This window comes from Azospirillum formosense (assembly GCF_040500525.1).
Taxonomy (GTDB): domain Bacteria; phylum Pseudomonadota; class Alphaproteobacteria; order Azospirillales; family Azospirillaceae; genus Azospirillum; species Azospirillum formosense_A.
On the sequence record NZ_CP159402.1, the window covers coordinates 1,070,947 to 1,088,182 of the forward strand.

Sequence of the window (17,236 nt, forward strand, 5' to 3'; positions counted from 1 at the left end):
CCAAAAGCAGATCGGGCCGGGAAATTTCCCGGCCCGATCGCGTTCGGGTGCTGATGGAGCGTCCAGTGCCTTACTGGGCCGGCTCCGCCGCCAGCTTCGAGGCCGGCAGGCTCTCGTTGATCTGGCGGGCGCGCATCGGCTTCAGGACGAAGATGGCCAGCAGGGCGGCGATGCCGTTGACCGCGGCGGCGAAGAAGAACACCGCCTGCCAGCTGCCGGTCGAGGCGACCGCCACGTTGGCGAAGGGAACGACCAGCGACGCGGTGCCCTTGGCGGTGTACAGCAGGCCGGCGTTCGTGGTGGCGAACTTCGAACCGAAGGAGTCGCCGCACAGCGCCGGGAACAGGCTGTAGATCTCACCCCAGGCGAAGAACACCAGACCCGTCAGGATCACGAAGGCGACGGGGTTGTGGCCCCACTGGTTCAGCGCCAGGATGCCGAAGCACTCCAGGGCGAAGGCGATGAACATGGTGTTCTCGCGGCCGATGTGGTCCGACACCCAGCCGAAGAAGGGGCGGGTGACGCCGTTCAGCACGCGGTCGATCGACAGGGCGAAGGTCAGCGCCGGCAGGGTCAGGCCCATGATGCTGACGGGAACGCCGTCGAGGTGGAAGTCCTTGGCGATCGGACCGAGCTGCGCGGTCGCCATCAGGCCGCCCGCCGCCACCATGACGAACATGGCGTACATGACCCAGAAGACCGGGGTCTTGAGCATCTGCACCGGGGTGTAGCTCTCGCGGGTCTGCGACACCGACGAGCGGGTGACCTCCGGAACCTGACCCTTCTTCGGCGACGCCAGGAACCACGCCAGCGCGAGGATCACCGCGCCCTGGCCGATGCCGAAGGTCATGAACGTGGCTTCGTAGCCCGAGGAGTGGATCATGTTGGCGATGGGAACGACCGTGAGGGCCGAACCGGCGCCGAAACCGGCGGCCGTCAGACCGGCGGCGAGACCGCGGCGATCGGGGAACCACTTCAGCGCGTTGCCCACGCAGGTGCCATAGACGCCGCCGGCACCGATGCCGCCCAGCGCCGCGCCCAGATAGAGCATGGCGAGCGAGTCGGCCACCGAGTTGACCGCCCAGGCCGCGGCGCAGAACACGCCGCCGATCAGGACGACGATGCGCGGGCCGAACTTGTCGACGAACCAGCCTTCGACGGGAACCAGCCAGGTTTCCATGACGACGAAGATGGTGAAGGCCACCTGGATGGCCGCACGGCCCCAGCCATGCTTCTGGTCGATGGGCTCGACGAACAGGGTCCAGCCATACTGCAGGTTCGCGATCATCGACATGCAGATGACGCCGATGACGAGCTGGAACCAGCGGCCACCGAGGGGCCCCTTCGGGGCCTCCGTGAGGGCTTGGTGCATTTCTCTCCTCCTAGAAGCGATCTCTTTGCGAAGCGGTCTTTTGCTTTTTTGAGTCGGGTTGTTTTTGTTTTTTGACCGGAGGCGTCCCCGTGGTGTGCCGGGTCGTCTCCATCGCCTTGGCTTGACCGTGGAACCGGCCGCTTGGTGTGGGCGGCTTAAGCTCCCGGGATGAGCGTTTTTGGCATTAGAGATATGGTATGCCAGATACAGTTTCCGGCGCAAGCTGTTTGTCAGCGTAACAAACAGACCGATGCGGGAGAGCCCTTCTACCACCTTCGGAAGTGCCGATGGCCCTTGCCCGATTGGGGATACGGCGCGACATGGCAGTGGGCGGCGCTGACGGTTCGTCCGCAAAGCGATTTGGCCCATTCTGGTATCTGGTATACATATAAGGCAAGTGCGCGCGTCGACTCGGGACGGCATGCCGCTGCCGCGCCGTCGCGCGATCATCCGCTTCAAAGCATCGGAACAGGGGAGGAGACGACTCGATGACCACCGCCATTTTCACCCACCCGGACTTTCTGGCGCACGACACCGGCCCGGGGCACCCGGAGCGTCCGGAGCGCATCGCCGTGGTGTGGGAGGTTCTGAAACGCGACGAATTCCGCGATCTGCCCCAGTTCGAGGCCCCGGAGGCGGAGGTCGAGCAACTGCGCTGGGTGCATGACCCGGCCTATGTGGACGCCGTGCTGAACGCGGTCCCGGACAGCGGCCATGTCCGGCTGGACGCCGACACCGTGTTGTCGCCCACCTCCCGCTCGGCGATCCTGCGCGCCGCCGGGGCGGTTTGCGCGGCGGTGGACGCGGTGCTGGACGGGACGGCGAAGAACGCCTTCTGCGCCGTCCGACCCTGCGGCCACCACGCCGAGCCGGCCCGCGCCATGGGCTTCTGCGTCTTCAACAATGTGGCGGTCGGCGCGGAGCACGCCCGCAAGCGGCGCGGCCTGACCCGCGTCGCCGTGGTCGACTACGACGTGCATCACGGCAACGGCACGCAGGCGATGTTCTGGGACGACGCCGACCTGTTTTTCGCCTCCACCCACCAGTCGCCGCTCTATCCCGGCACCGGCTCGATGAGCGAGACCGGAGTCGCCGGCAACATCGTCAACGCGCCGCTGCCGCCCCACGCCGGAACGGTGGAGTTCCGCCAAGCCATGGAGCGCCGGATCCTCCCCGCCCTGGAGGAATTCCAGCCGGAGCTGATCCTGATCTCGGCCGGTTTCGACGCCCACGCCCGCGACCCTCTGGCCTCGCTGAACTTCACCGGCCCGGATTTCGAGTGGGGGACCCGCAAGCTGGTGGAGGCGGCGGACCGGCTGTGCGGCGGCCGCGTCGTGACGGTGCTGGAAGGCGGCTACGACATGGTGGGGCTCGCCGAGGGCTGCGCCGCCCACCTCCAGGCCCTGATGCGCGCCTGAGCGGGATTCCCACGGCGGTACGCCGGGTGATTTCGGGGGACTTTGCGCAGGTGCGTCATAAGGTCGGTTGCTTCCTGCACGGATTATCTGGTATACCAAATACCAGAGAGACGAACGAAGTCCCTCGAACACACAAAAAAACGGGAGTTACGCACGATGGACCAGCGGATCGCCGAACAGAACGCCGCTCAGAAGGCTGCCGACCAGCACACCATCGAGATCACCCTGGCGAAGACCGACGCCGACATCGCCGACAGCTACGCGGTGGTGAAGGAGCTGCGCACCCACATGACCGACGCCGACGCCTACGCCGCGCAGATCCGCCGCCAGATGGAGGACGGCTACAACATGGCCCTCCTGCGCATCGACGGCGAAGTGGCCGGCTGCGGCGGCTTCCGCGTCCACGAGACGCTGTCGCGCGGTCGCTATATGTATGTTGAGGACCTCGTCACCTCGCCGAAGCACCGTTCCTTCGGTCTGGGCGACAAGCTGTTCGATTGGCTGGCCGCCCAGGCCCGCGAAAAGGGCTGCGCCCAGATGGAAATCATCTCCGGCGTCCAGCGCGGCGACGCCCACCGTTTCTATCACCGCAAGCGGATGACGGTTAAGGCTTTCCAGCTCGTCCTGCCGCTCACCTGATCCAGCGCTCCGGATGGACCCGCGAACCGGGCGTCCGGACGGGCCGGGCGTCCGGTTTTCCATGCTCGAACTTTCGTTGGAAAACCCAGGATTCTCGCCCGATTCCGGATCATGTCCCTCCCTCGACAGGGTCTATTTTGCCAGTTGACATCTGGTATCTGGTATACCAAACTCCGTATTTGTTCGGTGTGCTGATTGATTGGGGTTACTGCAAAGGCTGCGCGGCGCGTGGCCGATAATTGGGGGAGAGGAAACGGGTTATGAAGATCTGCATCTTTGGGTCCGGGGCCATCGGCGGGTATCTGGGTGTGCGTCTCCACCAGGCCGGCGCGGATGTCAGCCTCGTGGCGCGCGGCGCCCACCTCACGGCCATGCGTGAGAACGGCGTGAAGCTGATCGTCGGAGAGGAAGAAACGGTCGTCCACCCCCGCTGCACCGACAACGCGGCGGAACTCGGCCCGCAGGACTACGTCATCATCGGTCTCAAGGCCCACTCCGTTCCCAGCGTCGTCAACGCCATCCAGCCGCTGCTCGGCAAGGACACCGCCGTGGTCACCGCGGTCAACGGCATCCCCTACTGGTACTTCTACAAGAACGGCGGCGAGTTCGAAGGTCGCGTGCTCGACACCGTCGATCCCGGCGGAATCCAGTGGAACGGCCTGGGGCCGGAGCGCGCCATCGGCTGCGTCGTCTACCCCGCGACGGAAGTCGTCGAACCCGGCGTCATTCAGCACATCTACGGCGACAAGTTCTCGCTGGGCGAGCCGGACGGCAGCCAGTCGGACCGTGTGAAGAAACTCAGCGCGGCCATGGAGGCCGGCGGCCTGCGCGCCCCGGTGCTCGACCGGATCCGCGACGAGATCTGGCTGAAGCTGTGGGGCAACCTCTGCTTCAACCCGATCAGCGCGCTCACCCACGCCACGCTGGACGTCATCTGCTCCGATCCGGAGACCCGCGCCGTCGCCAAGTCGATGATGCTGGAGGCCAAGGAGATCGGCGACCGTCTGGGCGTGCATTTCCGGGTGGATGTGGAGCGCCGCATCAACGGCGCCGGCGCCGTCGGTGCGCACAAGACCTCGATGCTCCAGGATCTGGAGCGCGGCCGTCCGATGGAGATCGACGCCCTGCTGTCGGTGGTCCAGGAGATGGGCCGCATGGTCGGCGTGGCGACCCCGACCATCGACGTGGTCCTGGCCCTCGTCCGCCAGCGCGGCGAGATCGCCGACTGCTACACCCGCCCGCAGCGGGCGTCGTCCGAGGCCGCCCCCGCGGTCGCCGCCCAGTAGGGCGGACACCGTCCGGCCCCGCACACAGAAACCAACGCCCCCAACGACGAAGCGAAGCAACGCCGAGGGGCCGGACAATCGCTTCACAGGAGGAGCGTCATGAGGGTTGAAGACATTCTCCGCCGGAAGGGGACGCGCATCGGCACGGTGCGCATCAACGAAACCGTGGAAACGGCGTTGCGTCTTCTGAAGGCGGAAAACACCGGCGCGCTGGTGGTCAAGGACGTCTGCCGGACCGAGGGCAACACGGTCGTCGGGGTGATTTCGGAACGCGACATCGTGCGCAGCCTGACCGACCGCGGGCCGGGCATCCTGTCCCTGCCGGTCACGGCGGTGATGAGCCATCATCCCGTCTGCTGCGCGCCCGGCGATTCCGTCCGTCGCGTGCTCCAGCTGATGGACGAGCACACCATTCGCCACATCCCCGTTCTGGACGGCGCCTCGCTGGTCGGCGTGGTCAGCGTGCGCGATCTCATCAAGGCGCAGCTCGACGCGGCCCCGCCGGACGCCGAGCCGGCCGAGGTCGTCAGCTATCCCGTCGCCGCGGCCCAGTGACGGACGACGGCACCCTGGGCTGCAACGCCCGGGACAGCCTTCCCATGACGGCGGCGGTGATCCGGAGGCGGTCACCCGCATCCATCCCGGGTGACCGCTCCGCCGCCCTGCGGTCCTGACGCCGGACCACGCCTCGTCGCTGGCCGGCACCGACATCATTCGAGAATTGACCGGCGGGCCGCCCGCCGAGGCCGCCCGCCGTCGAGGCCGGAGCGCTGACGCCTCGTCCTGCCGATTGCTTTGGGAGGCAATCAACAACCATGAAAATCGCCATACCCAGGGAGCGGCGCGCGGGCGAGAATCGCGTCGCGGCGTCTCCGGAAACCGTCAAGAAGATCAAGGCTCTCGGTCTCGACGTCGTGGTCGAGACCGGGGCCGGTCTGGGCTCGAACCTGCCGGACCGGGTCTATCAGGACGCCGGCGCGGAGATCGCGCCGGACGCCGCGTCGGCGCTGGCCGACGCCGACATCGTGCTGAAGGTGCAGCGCCCGCTGCTGGCCGGGGAAGGGGACCTCGACGAGCTGGCGCTGCTCAAGCGCGGCGCGCTGCTGTTCGCCATCCTCAACCCCTACAACAGCCGCGACCATGTGGCGGCCTACGCGGCGGCCGGGGTCAACGCGTTTGCCATGGAGTTCATGCCGCGCATCACCCGCGCCCAGGTCATGGACGTGCTGTCCTCGCAGGCCAACCTCGCCGGCTACAAGGCGGTGGTGGACGCCGCCAGCGAGTACGGCCGGGCCTACCCGATGATGATGACCGCGGCGGGCACGGTGCCGCCGGCGCGCGCCTTCATCATGGGCGTCGGCGTGGCCGGCCTGCAGGCGATCGCCACGGCCAAGCGGCTGGGCGCCATCGTCTCGGCGACCGACGTGCGTCCGGCGGTCAAGGAGCAGGTGCAGAGCCTCGGCGGCAGCTTCGTCGCGGTGGAGAACGACGAGTTCAAACAGGCCGAGACGGCGGGCGGCTACGCCAAGGAGATGTCCGACGACTACAAGCGCCAGCAGGCGGCGCTGGTGGCCGAGCACATCAAGAAGCAGGACATCGTCATCACCACGGCGCTGATCCCCGGGCGCAAGGCGCCGATCCTGGTGACGCGCGAGCATGTCGCCTCGATGAAGCCGGGCTCGGTGATCATCGATCTGGCGGTCGAGCAGGGCGGCAACGTCGAGGGCTCGGAGCTGGGCAAGGTCGTCATCACGGAGAACGGGGTGAAGATCGTCGGCCACGCCAACTACCCCAGCCGCATCGCCGAGAGCGCCTCGCTGCTCTACGCCAAGAACCTGCTCGCGCTGCTGCAGTCGCTGCACGACAAGGACCCCGAAGACAACACAAAGGGTCGCGTCACGCTCAACTGGGACGACGAGATCGTGAAGGCCATCGCGCTCACCCGCGATGGACAGGTCGTCCATCCCGCCTTCGCGGACGCGGTCCGCGAAGTCCAGACCGTCTGAGGAGGCGGCTTCCATGGAACATCCCGATCCCGCGAGCCAGATTGAGGCCTTCCGCCACTCGCTCCTCACCCTGACCAACCAGACGGCGGAGCTTCAGGTCCAGGTCGCCCAGATGACCCACGCAATGCCGATCCCGACCCCTGTCCTCGACGCGGCGAGCCACGGCAGCTTCTTCATCACCGGCCTGACGGTGTTCGTTCTGGCCTGCTTCGTGGGCTACTACGTGGTGTGGCGGGTGACGCCGGCGCTGCACTCGCCGCTGATGGCGGTGACCAACGCGGTGTCCTCGGTGATCATCGTCGGCGCCCTGATCGCCGCCGGCCCGGCCGGCTTCGGCTTCTCCAAGATCATGGGCTTCCTCGCCGTCATCCTGGCCAGCGTCAACATCTTCGGCGGCTTCCTGGTCACCCAGCGCATGCTGTCGATGTTCAAGAAGAAGGGCAAGTAACCATGGAAAGCCTCTCCGCCCTTCTTTACCTCGTCGCCTCGGTCTGCTTCATCATGGCCCTGCGCGGCCTGTCCAGCCCGGAGACCTCCCGCCAGGGCAACCTCTTCGGCATGGCCGGCATGACCATCGCCGTGCTGACCACGCTGGCCCTGCCCATCGTCCAGTCCTACTGGATGATCGTGCTCGGCATCGCCATCGGCGGCGGCATCGGCTACGTCATCGCCAAGAAGATCGAGATGACCGCCCTGCCGCAGCTCGTCGCCGCCTTCCACTCGCTGGTCGGTCTGGCCGCGGTGTTCGTGGCGCTGTCGGCCTTCTACTCGCCCGAGGCCTACGGCATCGGCGTGCCCGGCGCCATCGCCAAGGGCTCGCTGGTCGAGATGGCGCTGGGCACCGCCATCGGCGCCATCACCTTCACCGGCTCGATCGTCGCCTTCGCCAAGCTGCAGGGTCTGGTCACCGGCAAGCCGCTGGTCTTCCCCTTCCAGCACCACCTCAACGCCGGCCTCGGCATCCTCACCGTCCTCCTCATCGTCTGGCTGGTGCAGAGCAACGCCGACGCCCCGATGTGGCTGATCGTCGCCGTGTCGCTGGCGCTCGGTCTGCTGCTGATCCTGCCGATCGGCGGCGCCGACATGCCGGTGGTGATCTCGATGCTGAACAGCTACTCGGGCTGGGCGGCGGCGGGCATCGGCTTCACGCTGCAGAACAACCTGCTGATCGTCACGGGCGCGCTGGTCGGCTCGTCGGGCGCGATCCTGTCCTACATCATGTGCAAGGGCATGAACCGCTCGATCTTCAACGTCATCCTGGGCGGCTTCGGCGGCGACAGCGGGGCGGCGTCGGCGGCGGCCAGCGGCGAGCGCGGCACGGTCAAGGCCGGCTCGCCGGAGGACGCGGCCTACATCATGAAGAACGCCCAGTCGGTGATCATCGTCCCGGGCTACGGCATGGCGGTGGCCCAGGCCCAGCACGCGCTGCGCGAGATGGCCGACCTGCTGAAGAAGGAGGGCGTCGAGGTCAAGTACGCCATCCACCCGGTGGCGGGGCGCATGCCGGGGCACATGAACGTGCTGCTGGCCGAGGCCAACGTGCCCTACGACGAGGTGTTCGAGCTGGAGGACATCAACCGCGACTTCAGCACGGCGGACGTGGCCTTCGTGATCGGCGCCAACGACGTGACCAACCCGGCGGCCAAGACCGATCCGCAGTCGCCGATCTACGGCATGCCGATCCTCGACGTCGAGAAGGCCAAGACGGTGTTCTTCATCAAGCGCGGCATGGCCGCCGGCTACGCCGGCGTCGAGAACGAGCTGTTCTTCCGCCCCAACACCATGATGCTCTTCGGCGACGCCAAGAAGGTCACCGAAGAGGTCGTGAAGGCCACCGAGTGAGACTCGGCTGAAAGGAAAAGCCCCTTCCCGGACGAACCGGGAAGGGGCTTTTTTGTTGCCGCATCGGCGGTCGGCTCAGAAGCCGACCGCGCCTTCGGCGACGTGGTCGATGATGGCCAGGTGATTCTCCACGCGGGTGACGCCGGGGGTGTTCTCGGCGGCGACCCGCAGGGCGTCGCGCTGCGCCTCGGTGCGCACGCTGCCCCAGAGATGCACCACGCCGTTGCGCACGACGATGTTGTCGCTGATCTCCGGCGCCCAGGGCTGCGCCCGCAGGGTCTCAAGAAGCCGGTCGCGCAGGACGCGGTCGTCCGCTGCGGGCGGGGTGACGTCCGGCGCGATGCTGGCCAGGACGTGCAGCAGGTTGGCGCGGCTGATGATGCCGACCAGCTTGCCGTTGCTCAGCACCGGGACGCGCTTGATGCGGTTGCCCTCCATCAGGCGGACCACCTCGTCGAGCGGGGTCTCCTCCGTGACGGAAATCAGCGATTCGGTCATCGCGTCGCGCACATGGCGGCCATGAGACTTGGTGTAGTCGGCGGCCTGGTTCGGCGCGCCCGCGAACATGGCGAGCCACCAGGAGGCCCGGCGCACCGTGCCGGTCTCCGCACGGCGCAGCAGGTCGCCCTCGCTGATGACGCCAAGCAGGCGCCCGTTCGAATCGCAGACGGGCAGGCCGCTGATCCGGTTCTCCAGCATGCGCTTCGCGGCTTCGGTCACCGTGGCGTCGGGACCGATGGTGACCACCTGACGGGTCATGATGTCCGCAGCTTTCATGGCTTTCCTCCGTTTGCCTGATTCATTGACCCCGCCAACTTACACACACGCGAAGTGCGGTCAAACCGTCTGGTGTACGGTATACCAATTTGCCGCAGGGCGAATGCCCCGGCGGGGCAAATTTTACAGGCGGGAAAAAAGAAGGCTCCGCTGGCAGGATGCCGCGGAGCCGTCAGGTGGGGGAATCTACAGGGAGGAATGCGTGTAGTTCCAAGGACGTTTGTACCCCCAGCGATCCGTTCCGGCCATAGTGGATTCGGTATACCAGTCATGCTCCATGTGGATATCGTATACGGTATGCCAAAAGGTCCCCGAAAGCGCAGAATTGCTGGGCTGGAGCGCGGGAAAGCGCGCCTCGTCGTTCATCGAAGAAACAGTCCGCGAGCCGAACATATCCGCTTGTCATGAACTGGCATCTGGTATACCGTATCACCAATCCAAGCCGCTTCCCTCTCCGGGGCAATGAAAGCGCGGCCCAAACCCCGTCAACCGGGGAAGTCCCGGATCATTCCGGGGACGGAGAGAGAGGGACGGGAACGCCAATGCAGACGATGAGTTTCTCGGTCGCACCCCTCGATCAGGGGATGAGCTTCAAGGCCAAGGCCTACCAGGCGTTGCGCCAGGCCATCACCCAGATGGACATCTACGGCGGGCCGAGCGAGATCCGCCTCGACGAGCGCCAGCTCTGCGAGGCGCTGGGCGTCAGCCGCACCCCGGTGCGCGAGGCGATGGCGCTGCTGGAGCAGGAGGGCTTCATCCGCTCCATGCCCCGGCGCGGCATCTTCGTGGTGCGCAAGACCAAGGCGGAGATCATCGAGATGATCACCGTCTGCGCGGCTCTGGAGGGCATGGCCGCCCGCCTCTTCGTCGAGCGCGCCGACGAGCGCGGCATGGCCGACCTGCACGAGACCTTCGACCGCTTCGCCGAAGGCGAGCTGGCCGATCACGTGCTGGAGTATTCCGACGCCAACGTCGCCTTCCACCAGTCGATCATCCAGGCCTCGGGCTGCACGCTCATCGCCGACCTGACCGACCGCTTCTTCATCCACATGCGGGCCATCCGCCGCGTCACCATGCGCCGCGGCGGCCGGGCCGAGACGTCCATCGTCGAGCACCGCGACATCATCGACGCCCTGACCCGGCGCGACGCCGACCTGGCCGAGCGGCGGGTGCGCGAGCACACGCTGGGGCTGGCCCGCCATGTCGAACAGCACTGCGATTTTCTCGATTGACCGATCGTGATCCGAATAAGAGTCGGGGAGGAGTAACCCTTATGTCAGCCGTCACAGTCCTCAACAACCAAGCCACGGCCGCCACCGATGCGGAACCGGCGCTGACGGATGGTTTCCAGCTCGTCATCGATGCCCTCAAGCTCAACGGCATCGAGAACCTCTACGTCGTGCCGGGCATCCCGATTTCCGACCTGCTGCGCATGGCCCAGGGCGAGGGGCTGCGGGTCATCTCCTTCCGCCACGAGCAGAACGCCGGCAACGCCGCGGCGATCGCCGGCTTTCTGACCAAGAAGCCGGGCGTGTGCATGACCGTCTCGGCGCCGGGCTTCCTCAACGGCCTGACCGCGCTGGCCAACGCCACCACCAACTGCTTCCCGATGATCCTGATCTCCGGTTCCTCGGAGCGCGAGATCGTCGACCTCCAGCAGGGCGACTACGAGGAGATGGACCAGCTGGCCATCGCCAAGCCGCTGTGCAAGGCGGCCTTCCGCGTGCTGCACGCCCAGGACATCGGCATCGCGGTGGCCCGGGCCATCCGCGCCGCGGTGTCGGGCCGTCCGGGCGGCGTCTACCTCGACCTGCCGGCCAAGCTGTTCTCGCAGGTGATGGACGCCGCCGAGGGTGCCCGCTCGCTGGTCAAGGTGGTCGACGCCGCGCCGGCGCAGCTGCCCTCGCCGGACTCGGTGGCGCGCGCGCTGGAGGTGCTGAAGGGCGCCAAGCGGCCGCTGATCATCCTGGGCAAGGGGGCGGCCTACGCCCAGGCCGACGAGGCGGTGCGCGAGCTGGTCGAGAAGAGCGGCATCCCGTTCCTGCCGATGAGCATGGCCAAGGGTCTGCTGCCCGACACCCACCCGCAGTCGGCGGGCGCGGCGCGCTCGATGGTTCTGAAGGACGCCGACGTGGTGGTGCTGGTGGGGGCGCGGCTGAACTGGCTGCTGTCGCACGGCAAGGGCAAGACGTGGGGCGAGCCGGGGTCGAAGACCTTCATCCAGATCGACATCGAGCCGCGGGAGATGGACAGCAACGTGGCGATCGTGGCGCCGCTGGTCGGCGACATCGGGTCGTGCGTGTCGGCTCTGACGGCGGGCATGGCCAAGGGCTGGACGCCGCCGCCGGCGGAGTGGACGGGGGCCGTGGCGGCGCGCAAGGAGGCGAACATCGCCAAGATGGCGCCCAAGCTGATGAGCAACGCCTCGCCGATGAACTTCCACGGCGCTCTGGGCGCGCTGCGCCGGGTGGTGCAGGAGCGTCCCGACGCGCTGCTGGTGAACGAGGGGGCCAACACGCTGGACCTGGCGCGCGGGATCATCGACATGCACCAGCCGCGCAAGCGCCTGGACGTCGGGACCTGGGGCGTGATGGGCATCGGGATGGGCTTCGCGGTGGCGGCGGCTGTGGAGTCGGGCAAGCCGGTTCTGGCGGTGGAGGGCGACAGCGCCTTCGGCTTCTCGGGCATGGAGGTGGAGACGATCTGCCGCTACAACCTGCCGGTGTGCATCGTGGTGTTCAACAACAACGGCATCTACAAGGGGACGGACGTGAACCCGACGGGCGGGTCGGACCCGTCGCCGATGGTCTTCGTGCCGGACTCGCGCTACGACAAGATGATGGAGGCCTTCGGCGGCGCTGGCGTCAACGTGACGACGCCGGACGAGCTGTACCGGGCGGTCAGCGCGGCGATGGACAGCGGCCGGCCGACGCTGATCAACGCGGTGATCGACCCCAACGCCGGGTCGGAGAGCGGCAACATCGGCAGCCTCAACCCCACCAGCGCCGTCCGCAAGGGGCCCAAGACCTGACGGTCGAACGTTACTAAGGACGCCGGTTCTCCGGTTCCAGGCCGGGCGGCCCTGCCAGCGAGGGGCGGGGCCGCCCTTTTCAAACACAGAGCACCACCGGGAGGAACGACGATGGGAAAAGCTCTTGAAGGCGTGCGGGTTCTGGACTTTACCCATGTTCAGTCGGGTCCGACCTGCACGCAGCTTCTGGCGTGGTTCGGCGCCGACGTGATCAAGGTCGAGCGTCCGGGCGAGGGCGACATCACGCGCGGCCAGCTGCGCGACGTGCCCGAGGCCGACAGCCTCTACTTCACCATGCTGAACCACAACAAGCGGTCCATCACGCTGGACACCAAGAACCCGGACGGCAAGCGCGTCCTGGAGGATCTGGTGCGCATCTGCGACGTGATGGTCGAGAACTTCGCCCCCGGCGTGCTCGAGCGCATGGGCCTGACCTGGGAGCGCATCCAGGAGCTGAACCCGCGCATCATCGTCGCCTCGGTCAAGGGCTTCGGCCCCGGCCCCTACGAGGACTGCAAGGTCTACGAGAACGTCGCGCAGTGCGCCGGCGGCTCGGCCTCGACGACCGGCTTCGACGACGGCCCGCCGATGGTCACCGGCGCCCAGATCGGCGACAGCGGCACCGGCCTGCATCTGGCGCTGGGCATCGTGACGGCGCTCTACCAGCGCACCCAGACCGGGCGCGGCCAAAAGGTGCTGGCGGCCATGCAGGACGCCGTGCTCAACCTCTGCCGCGTCAAGCTGCGCGACCAGCAGCGGCTGGAGCGCGGCCCGCTGAAAGAGTACCCGCAGTACCCCAACGGCGCGTTCGGCGACACCGTGCCGCGCGCCGGCAACGCCTCGGGCGGCGGCCAGCCGGGCTGGATCCTCAAGTGCAAGGGCTGGGAGACCGATCCCAACGCCTACATCTACTTCATCACCCAGGCGCCGGTCTGGGCGAAGATCTGCGACGTCATCGGCAAGCCGGAGTGGGTGACCGATCCGGACTACGCGACGCCCGCCGCGCGCCTGCCGCGCCTGAAGGACATCTTCGCGACCGTCGAAGAATGGACCATGACCAAGACGAAGTTCGAGGTCATGGAGATCCTGAACAAGTACGACATCCCCTGCGGCCCCATCCTGTCGATGAAGGAGCTGGCGGAGGACCAGTCGCTGCGCGAGACCGGCACCATCGTCGAGGTCGATCACCCGACGCGCGGCAAGTACCTGACCGTCGGCAACCCGATCAAGCTGTCGGACAGCCCGACCGAGGTCACCCGCTCCCCGCTGCTGGGCGAGCACACCGACGAGATCCTGCGCGAGGTGCTCGGCTTCGACGAGCGCCGCATCGCCGAGGTCCGCGACAGCGGCGCGCTGGGGCTGGTCGTTCCCCGCATGGCCGCCGAGTAAAGACAGCCGTGGCAGGGGCGTCCCGACTGGACGCCCGCTCCATGAGAGAGGCCGGCCCGCCGGCGCGCCGTCCCGGAGGTGGGAGGCGTGGCCGCGGCCATCCGGCGAGCCATCGGCTCGCATCGTCATTCTTCCACACATTCAGCACAGGACGCAGGGTGCCGGCGCGGAACGCGCCAGCGCCGATGCCGGCCTGCGCCCCGCACCCTTCCATTTTAAACTCCCGAAGACAGCCATGAACATCCATGAGTATCAGGCCAAGGGCCTGCTGAAGACGTACGGCGTCGCGGTGCCCCGCGGCGGCGTGGCGTTCTCTCCCGAGGAGGCCGAGACCGTCGCCCGCGAGCTGGGCGGCCCGGTGTGGGTCGTGAAGTCGCAGATCCACGCGGGCGGCCGCGGCGCCGGCCGCTTCAAGGACAACCCCGGGGGCAAGGGCGGCGTCCGCGTCGTCAAGTCCGTCGAGGAGGTCGGCAAGAACGCCGGCGAGATGCTGGGCCACGTTCTGGTCACCAAGCAGACCGGTCCGGACGGCCGCGAGGTCAAGCGCCTCTACGTCGAGGAAGGCGCTGACATCAAGCGCGAGCTGTATCTCGGCATGCTCGTCGACCGCGCCACCGGCCGCGTCACCATCATGGCGTCCACCGAGGGCGGCATGGAGATTGAGGAGGTCGCCCACAACACGCCGGAGAAGATCGTCAAGGTCGCCGTCGATCCGGCCACTGGCATCCAGGGCTACCACACCCGCAAGGTCGCCTTCGCGCTCGGCCTCGAAGGCAAGCAGGTCGGGGCGGCGGGGAAGTTCCTGACCGCCATGTACCGCGCCTTCACCGAGCTTGACTGCGCGATCGTCGAGATCAACCCGCTGATCGTCACCGGTTCGGGCGAGATCCTGGCGCTCGACGCCAAGATGGCCTTCGACGACAACGCCCTGTTCCGCCACAAGAACGTGGCCGAGTTGCGCGACGTCGCGGAAGAGGACCCGGCCGAGGTCGAAGCCGCCAAGCATGACCTCAACTACGTCAAGCTGGACGGCAACATCGGCTGCATGGTCAACGGCGCCGGCCTGGCGATGGGCACCATGGACATCATCAAGCTGTACGGCGGCGAGCCGGCCAACTTCCTCGATGTCGGCGGCGGCGCCACGAAGGAGCGCGTCACCGCGGCCTTCAAGCTGATCCTCTCCGACCCGAACGTCGAAGGCATCCTGGTCAACATCTTCGGCGGCATCATGCGTTGCGACGTCATCGCCGAAGGCGTGGTCGCGGCCGCCCGCGAGGTGCACCTGCACGTTCCGCTGGTCGTCCGCCTGGAAGGCACGAACGTCGAGCTGGGCAAGAAGATCCTTGCCGAGTCCGGTCTGCCGATCCTGTCGGCCGACAACCTCGCCGACGCCGCCGAGAAGGTGGTCAAGGCCGTGAAGGAGGCCGCGTAAGATGGCTGTTCTCGTCGATAAGAACACGAAGGTGATCTGCCAGGGCTTCACCGGCGCCCAGGGCACCTTCCATTCCGAGCAGGCGATCGCCTACGGCACCAAGATGGTCGGCGGCGTCACCCCGGGCAAGGGCGGCACCAAGCACCTCGACCTGCCGGTCTTCGACACGGTGGCCGACGCGGTCGAGAAGACCGGCGCCAACGCGTCCGTCATCTACGTGCCGCCGCCCTTCGCGGCCGACGCCATCCTGGAGGCGATCGACGCGGAGATCCCGCTGGTGGTGTGCATCACCGAGGGCATCCCGGTGCTCGACATGGTGCGCGTCAAGCGGGCGCTGGGCAACTCCAAGACCCGTCTGATCGGGCCGAACTGCCCGGGCATCATCACGCCCGACGAGTGCAAGATCGGCATCATGCCGGGCCACATCCACAAGCGCGGCAAGATCGGCATCGTCTCGCGCTCGGGCACGCTGACCTACGAGGCGGTGGCGCAGACCACCGCGGCGGGGCTGGGCCAGACGACCTGCATCGGCATCGGCGGCGACCCGGTGAACGGGACGAACTTCGTGGACAGCCTGGAGCTGTTCCTGAAGGACCCGGAGACCGAGGGCATCATCATGATCGGCGAGATCGGCGGCGACGCCGAGGTCAAGGGCGCGGAGTTCATCCGCGACTCCGGGACCAAGAAGCCGGTCGTCGGCTTCATCGCCGGGCGCACCGCGCCTCCGGGCCGCCGCATGGGCCATGCCGGTGCGGTGATCTCCGGCGGCAACGACACCGCCGACTTCAAGATCGAGTTCATGAAGTCCGTCGGCATCGCCGTCGCCGACAGCCCCGCGAGCCTGGGTTCCACCATGCTCAAGGTCTTCAAGGGCTGATCCGTTTTCGTCGCTGTGGTGTTTTCCCCGAAGTGACTGGCCGCGCCGGCAACGGCGCGGTCTTCTTTTTTATGTATTCATGCGGGGGAGGGAGCGTTTTCGCAATGTGGAAAGTCGGAAAAGAGGCGTTGCGCCGAGTGGTCTGACCAGTCATCTTGGTCTTGCACAGGGTGCTTCACCCTTTGTATCGGGCGGGTTGTTGCTCTGCATTTATGCGAGCCTCTCGAAATCACTGGCCGTGCTGGAAACAGCACGGCCATTTTTTTGCTCTCAGCGATCGGTCGTGCGGGCGAGGGTGAGGAAGCCGGCGATGTAGTCCACGCTTTCCTCGCCGCGGCGGACGCCGAGATGGATGCTCTTGCCGATCCCTTCGGTTCCCAGCCGCACGCAGCGGATGGGCAGCCCGGCGCCCTCCTCGCGCACCAGCCAGTCCGGCAGGACGGTAACTCCGCGCCGGGCGGCGACGAGCTGGAGCATCAGGTCGGTCGTCTCCGCCGTTTTGTGACGGAGCGGACGGCAGTGGGCCGGGACGAGGAAGCGCGTGTAGACGTCCAGCCGTTCCAGGCCGACCGGGACGGTGATCAGCTCCTCCGCGCGCAGGTCCTCGGGCCGCGCCACGCCCCGCGCGGCGAGCGGATGCGCGTCGTGCACCACGAGGACCAACTCGTAATCGAAGACCGGCGTGAACAGCACGTCGGGGGTTTCGATGGGATCAGGGGTGACCAGCAGATCGATCTCGTTGTCGAGCAGCGCCGCCACGCCGTCGAAGCGGAAGGCGGTGCGGACATCGATGTCCACGTCCGGCCATTGCGCGAGATAGCGGGCGGTCATCCGCATCAGCCAGGCTTGGCAGGGGTGGCATTCCATGCCCGCCCGCAGCGCGCCGCGGCGGCCCGACGCGAAGTCGGCAAGAACCCGCTCGGCGTGTTCGAATTGCGGCAGCAGGCGCTGCGCCAGCGACAGGAGATGCTGCCCGGCCTGGGTAAAGCGGAGGATGCGCCCCTTCTTCGTCCAGATCTCCACGCCGCAGCGCTCCTCGAACTTGCGCACCGTGTGGCTCAGCGCCGACTGGCTGAGGTTCAGGCGGTCGGCGGCGGCGGTGACGCTGCCCGCCCGGTCCACCTCCCGCAGGATCGTGAGAATCTGGCGGTCAATCATTCATGACCC

At 67.2% G+C, this 17,236-nt stretch carries 15 protein-coding genes; 12 read left to right on the top strand and 3 right to left on the bottom strand.

The window, feature by feature from the left end; all coding sequences use genetic code 11:
• Window positions 1-70: 70 nt before the first annotated feature.
• Window positions 71-1,372 (bottom strand): oxalate/formate MFS antiporter, encoded by a 1,302-nt coding sequence (oxlT, locus tag ABVN73_RS05085; RefSeq protein ID WP_353859199.1) that lies wholly within the window; start codon window positions 1,370-1,372, stop codon window positions 71-73.
• A gap of 488 nt (window positions 1,373-1,860) precedes the next feature.
• On the opposite strand from oxlT, the gene ABVN73_RS05090 reads away from it, so the two are divergent.
• The 7 genes from ABVN73_RS05090 to ABVN73_RS05120 all read left to right on the top strand — a co-directional run bounded on the left by ABVN73_RS05090 (window position 1,861) and on the right by ABVN73_RS05120 (window position 8,563).
• On the top strand, window positions 1,861-2,790 hold the full coding sequence (locus tag ABVN73_RS05090; RefSeq protein ID WP_353859200.1) for a histone deacetylase family protein: 930 nt from the start codon (window positions 1,861-1,863) through the stop codon (window positions 2,788-2,790).
• Window positions 2,791-2,946: 156 nt separating this feature from the next.
• Window positions 2,947-3,429, top strand: a complete 483-nt coding sequence (locus ABVN73_RS05095) for a GNAT family N-acetyltransferase (protein WP_353859201.1) — start codon at window positions 2,947-2,949, stop codon at window positions 3,427-3,429.
• Window positions 3,430-3,689: 260 nt separating this feature from the next.
• Window positions 3,690-4,715: a 2-dehydropantoate 2-reductase gene (locus ABVN73_RS05100; protein ID WP_353859202.1), complete on the top strand. Its 1,026-nt coding sequence runs from the start codon at window positions 3,690-3,692 to the stop codon at window positions 4,713-4,715.
• 99 nt (window positions 4,716-4,814) lie between these two features.
• Window positions 4,815-5,270, top strand: coding sequence for a CBS domain-containing protein (locus tag ABVN73_RS05105; RefSeq protein WP_353859203.1), 456 nt, complete (start codon window positions 4,815-4,817; stop codon window positions 5,268-5,270).
• A gap of 260 nt (window positions 5,271-5,530) precedes the next feature.
• Complete coding sequence (locus ABVN73_RS05110) at window positions 5,531-6,721, top strand: Re/Si-specific NAD(P)(+) transhydrogenase subunit alpha (protein ID WP_353859204.1); 1,191 nt, start codon at window positions 5,531-5,533, stop codon at window positions 6,719-6,721.
• Between the two features lie 112 nt (window positions 6,722-6,833).
• Window positions 6,834-7,169: an NAD(P) transhydrogenase subunit alpha gene (locus tag ABVN73_RS05115; RefSeq protein ID WP_353859462.1), complete on the top strand. Its 336-nt coding sequence runs from the start codon at window positions 6,834-6,836 to the stop codon at window positions 7,167-7,169.
• A gap of 2 nt (window positions 7,170-7,171) precedes the next feature.
• Window positions 7,172-8,563 (top strand): NAD(P)(+) transhydrogenase (Re/Si-specific) subunit beta, encoded by a 1,392-nt coding sequence (locus ABVN73_RS05120; RefSeq protein WP_353859205.1) that lies wholly within the window; start codon window positions 7,172-7,174, stop codon window positions 8,561-8,563.
• Between the two features lie 75 nt (window positions 8,564-8,638).
• Here ABVN73_RS05120 and ABVN73_RS05125 read toward each other — a convergent pair whose 3' ends face one another.
• Entirely contained in the window at window positions 8,639-9,340 is a 702-nt protein-coding gene (locus tag ABVN73_RS05125) for a CBS domain-containing protein (RefSeq protein WP_353859206.1), read from the bottom strand.
• Between the two features lie 542 nt (window positions 9,341-9,882).
• Between ABVN73_RS05125 and ABVN73_RS05130 the strand changes: the two genes are divergently transcribed.
• The 5 genes from ABVN73_RS05130 (at window position 9,883) to sucD (ending at window position 16,069) form a co-directional block, all read left to right on the top strand.
• Window positions 9,883-10,572, top strand: coding sequence for a GntR family transcriptional regulator (locus ABVN73_RS05130; protein ID WP_014200112.1), 690 nt, complete (start codon window positions 9,883-9,885; stop codon window positions 10,570-10,572).
• A 41-nt stretch (window positions 10,573-10,613) separates the two neighbouring features.
• Window positions 10,614-12,371, top strand: coding sequence for an oxalyl-CoA decarboxylase (gene oxc / locus ABVN73_RS05135; RefSeq protein ID WP_353859207.1), 1,758 nt, complete (start codon window positions 10,614-10,616; stop codon window positions 12,369-12,371).
• A gap of 111 nt (window positions 12,372-12,482) precedes the next feature.
• On the top strand, window positions 12,483-13,760 hold the full coding sequence (gene frc, locus ABVN73_RS05140) for a formyl-CoA transferase (protein ID WP_353859208.1): 1,278 nt from the start codon (window positions 12,483-12,485) through the stop codon (window positions 13,758-13,760).
• Window positions 13,761-13,995: 235 nt separating this feature from the next.
• Window positions 13,996-15,192: an ADP-forming succinate--CoA ligase subunit beta gene (gene sucC, locus ABVN73_RS05145; protein WP_353859209.1), complete on the top strand. Its 1,197-nt coding sequence runs from the start codon at window positions 13,996-13,998 to the stop codon at window positions 15,190-15,192.
• A 1-nt stretch (window position 15,193) separates the two neighbouring features.
• Window positions 15,194-16,069, top strand: a complete 876-nt coding sequence (gene sucD / locus ABVN73_RS05150; protein WP_014241630.1) for a succinate--CoA ligase subunit alpha — start codon at window positions 15,194-15,196, stop codon at window positions 16,067-16,069.
• A 270-nt stretch (window positions 16,070-16,339) separates the two neighbouring features.
• On the opposite strand, the gene ABVN73_RS05155 is transcribed toward sucD, so the two are convergent.
• Window positions 16,340-17,227, bottom strand: a complete 888-nt coding sequence (locus ABVN73_RS05155; protein ID WP_353859210.1) for a LysR family transcriptional regulator — start codon at window positions 17,225-17,227, stop codon at window positions 16,340-16,342.
• Window positions 17,228-17,236: the final 9 nt, after the last annotated feature.

What these genes read in the sequence shown, in the direction of transcription:
- ABVN73_RS05110 (WP_353859204.1), top strand. Translation starts at nt 5,531, where the DNA reads ATGAAAATCGCCATACCCAGGGAGCGGCGCGCGGGCGAGAATCGCGTC.
- ABVN73_RS05090 (WP_353859200.1), top strand. Translation starts at nt 1,861, where the DNA reads ATGACCACCGCCATTTTCACCCACCCGGACTTTCTGGCGCACGACACC.
- ABVN73_RS05095 (WP_353859201.1), top strand. Translation starts at nt 2,947, where the DNA reads ATGGACCAGCGGATCGCCGAACAGAACGCCGCTCAGAAGGCTGCCGAC.
- ABVN73_RS05125 (WP_353859206.1), bottom strand. Translation starts at nt 9,340, where the DNA reads ATGAAAGCTGCGGACATCATGACCCGTCAGGTGGTCACCATCGGTCCC.
- oxlT (WP_353859199.1), bottom strand. Translation starts at nt 1,372, where the DNA reads ATGCACCAAGCCCTCACGGAGGCCCCGAAGGGGCCCCTCGGTGGCCGC.
- ABVN73_RS05120 (WP_353859205.1), top strand. Translation starts at nt 7,172, where the DNA reads ATGGAAAGCCTCTCCGCCCTTCTTTACCTCGTCGCCTCGGTCTGCTTC.
- ABVN73_RS05105 (WP_353859203.1), top strand. Translation starts at nt 4,815, where the DNA reads ATGAGGGTTGAAGACATTCTCCGCCGGAAGGGGACGCGCATCGGCACG.
- ABVN73_RS05155 (WP_353859210.1), bottom strand. Translation starts at nt 17,227, where the DNA reads ATGATTGACCGCCAGATTCTCACGATCCTGCGGGAGGTGGACCGGGCG.
- ABVN73_RS05115 (WP_353859462.1), top strand. Translation starts at nt 6,834, where the DNA reads ATGACCCACGCAATGCCGATCCCGACCCCTGTCCTCGACGCGGCGAGC.
- ABVN73_RS05100 (WP_353859202.1), top strand. Translation starts at nt 3,690, where the DNA reads ATGAAGATCTGCATCTTTGGGTCCGGGGCCATCGGCGGGTATCTGGGT.
- oxc (WP_353859207.1), top strand. Translation starts at nt 10,614, where the DNA reads ATGTCAGCCGTCACAGTCCTCAACAACCAAGCCACGGCCGCCACCGAT.
- sucC (WP_353859209.1), top strand. Translation starts at nt 13,996, where the DNA reads ATGAACATCCATGAGTATCAGGCCAAGGGCCTGCTGAAGACGTACGGC.
- ABVN73_RS05130 (WP_014200112.1), top strand. Translation starts at nt 9,883, where the DNA reads ATGCAGACGATGAGTTTCTCGGTCGCACCCCTCGATCAGGGGATGAGC.
- sucD (WP_014241630.1), top strand. Translation starts at nt 15,194, where the DNA reads ATGGCTGTTCTCGTCGATAAGAACACGAAGGTGATCTGCCAGGGCTTC.
- frc (WP_353859208.1), top strand. Translation starts at nt 12,483, where the DNA reads ATGGGAAAAGCTCTTGAAGGCGTGCGGGTTCTGGACTTTACCCATGTT.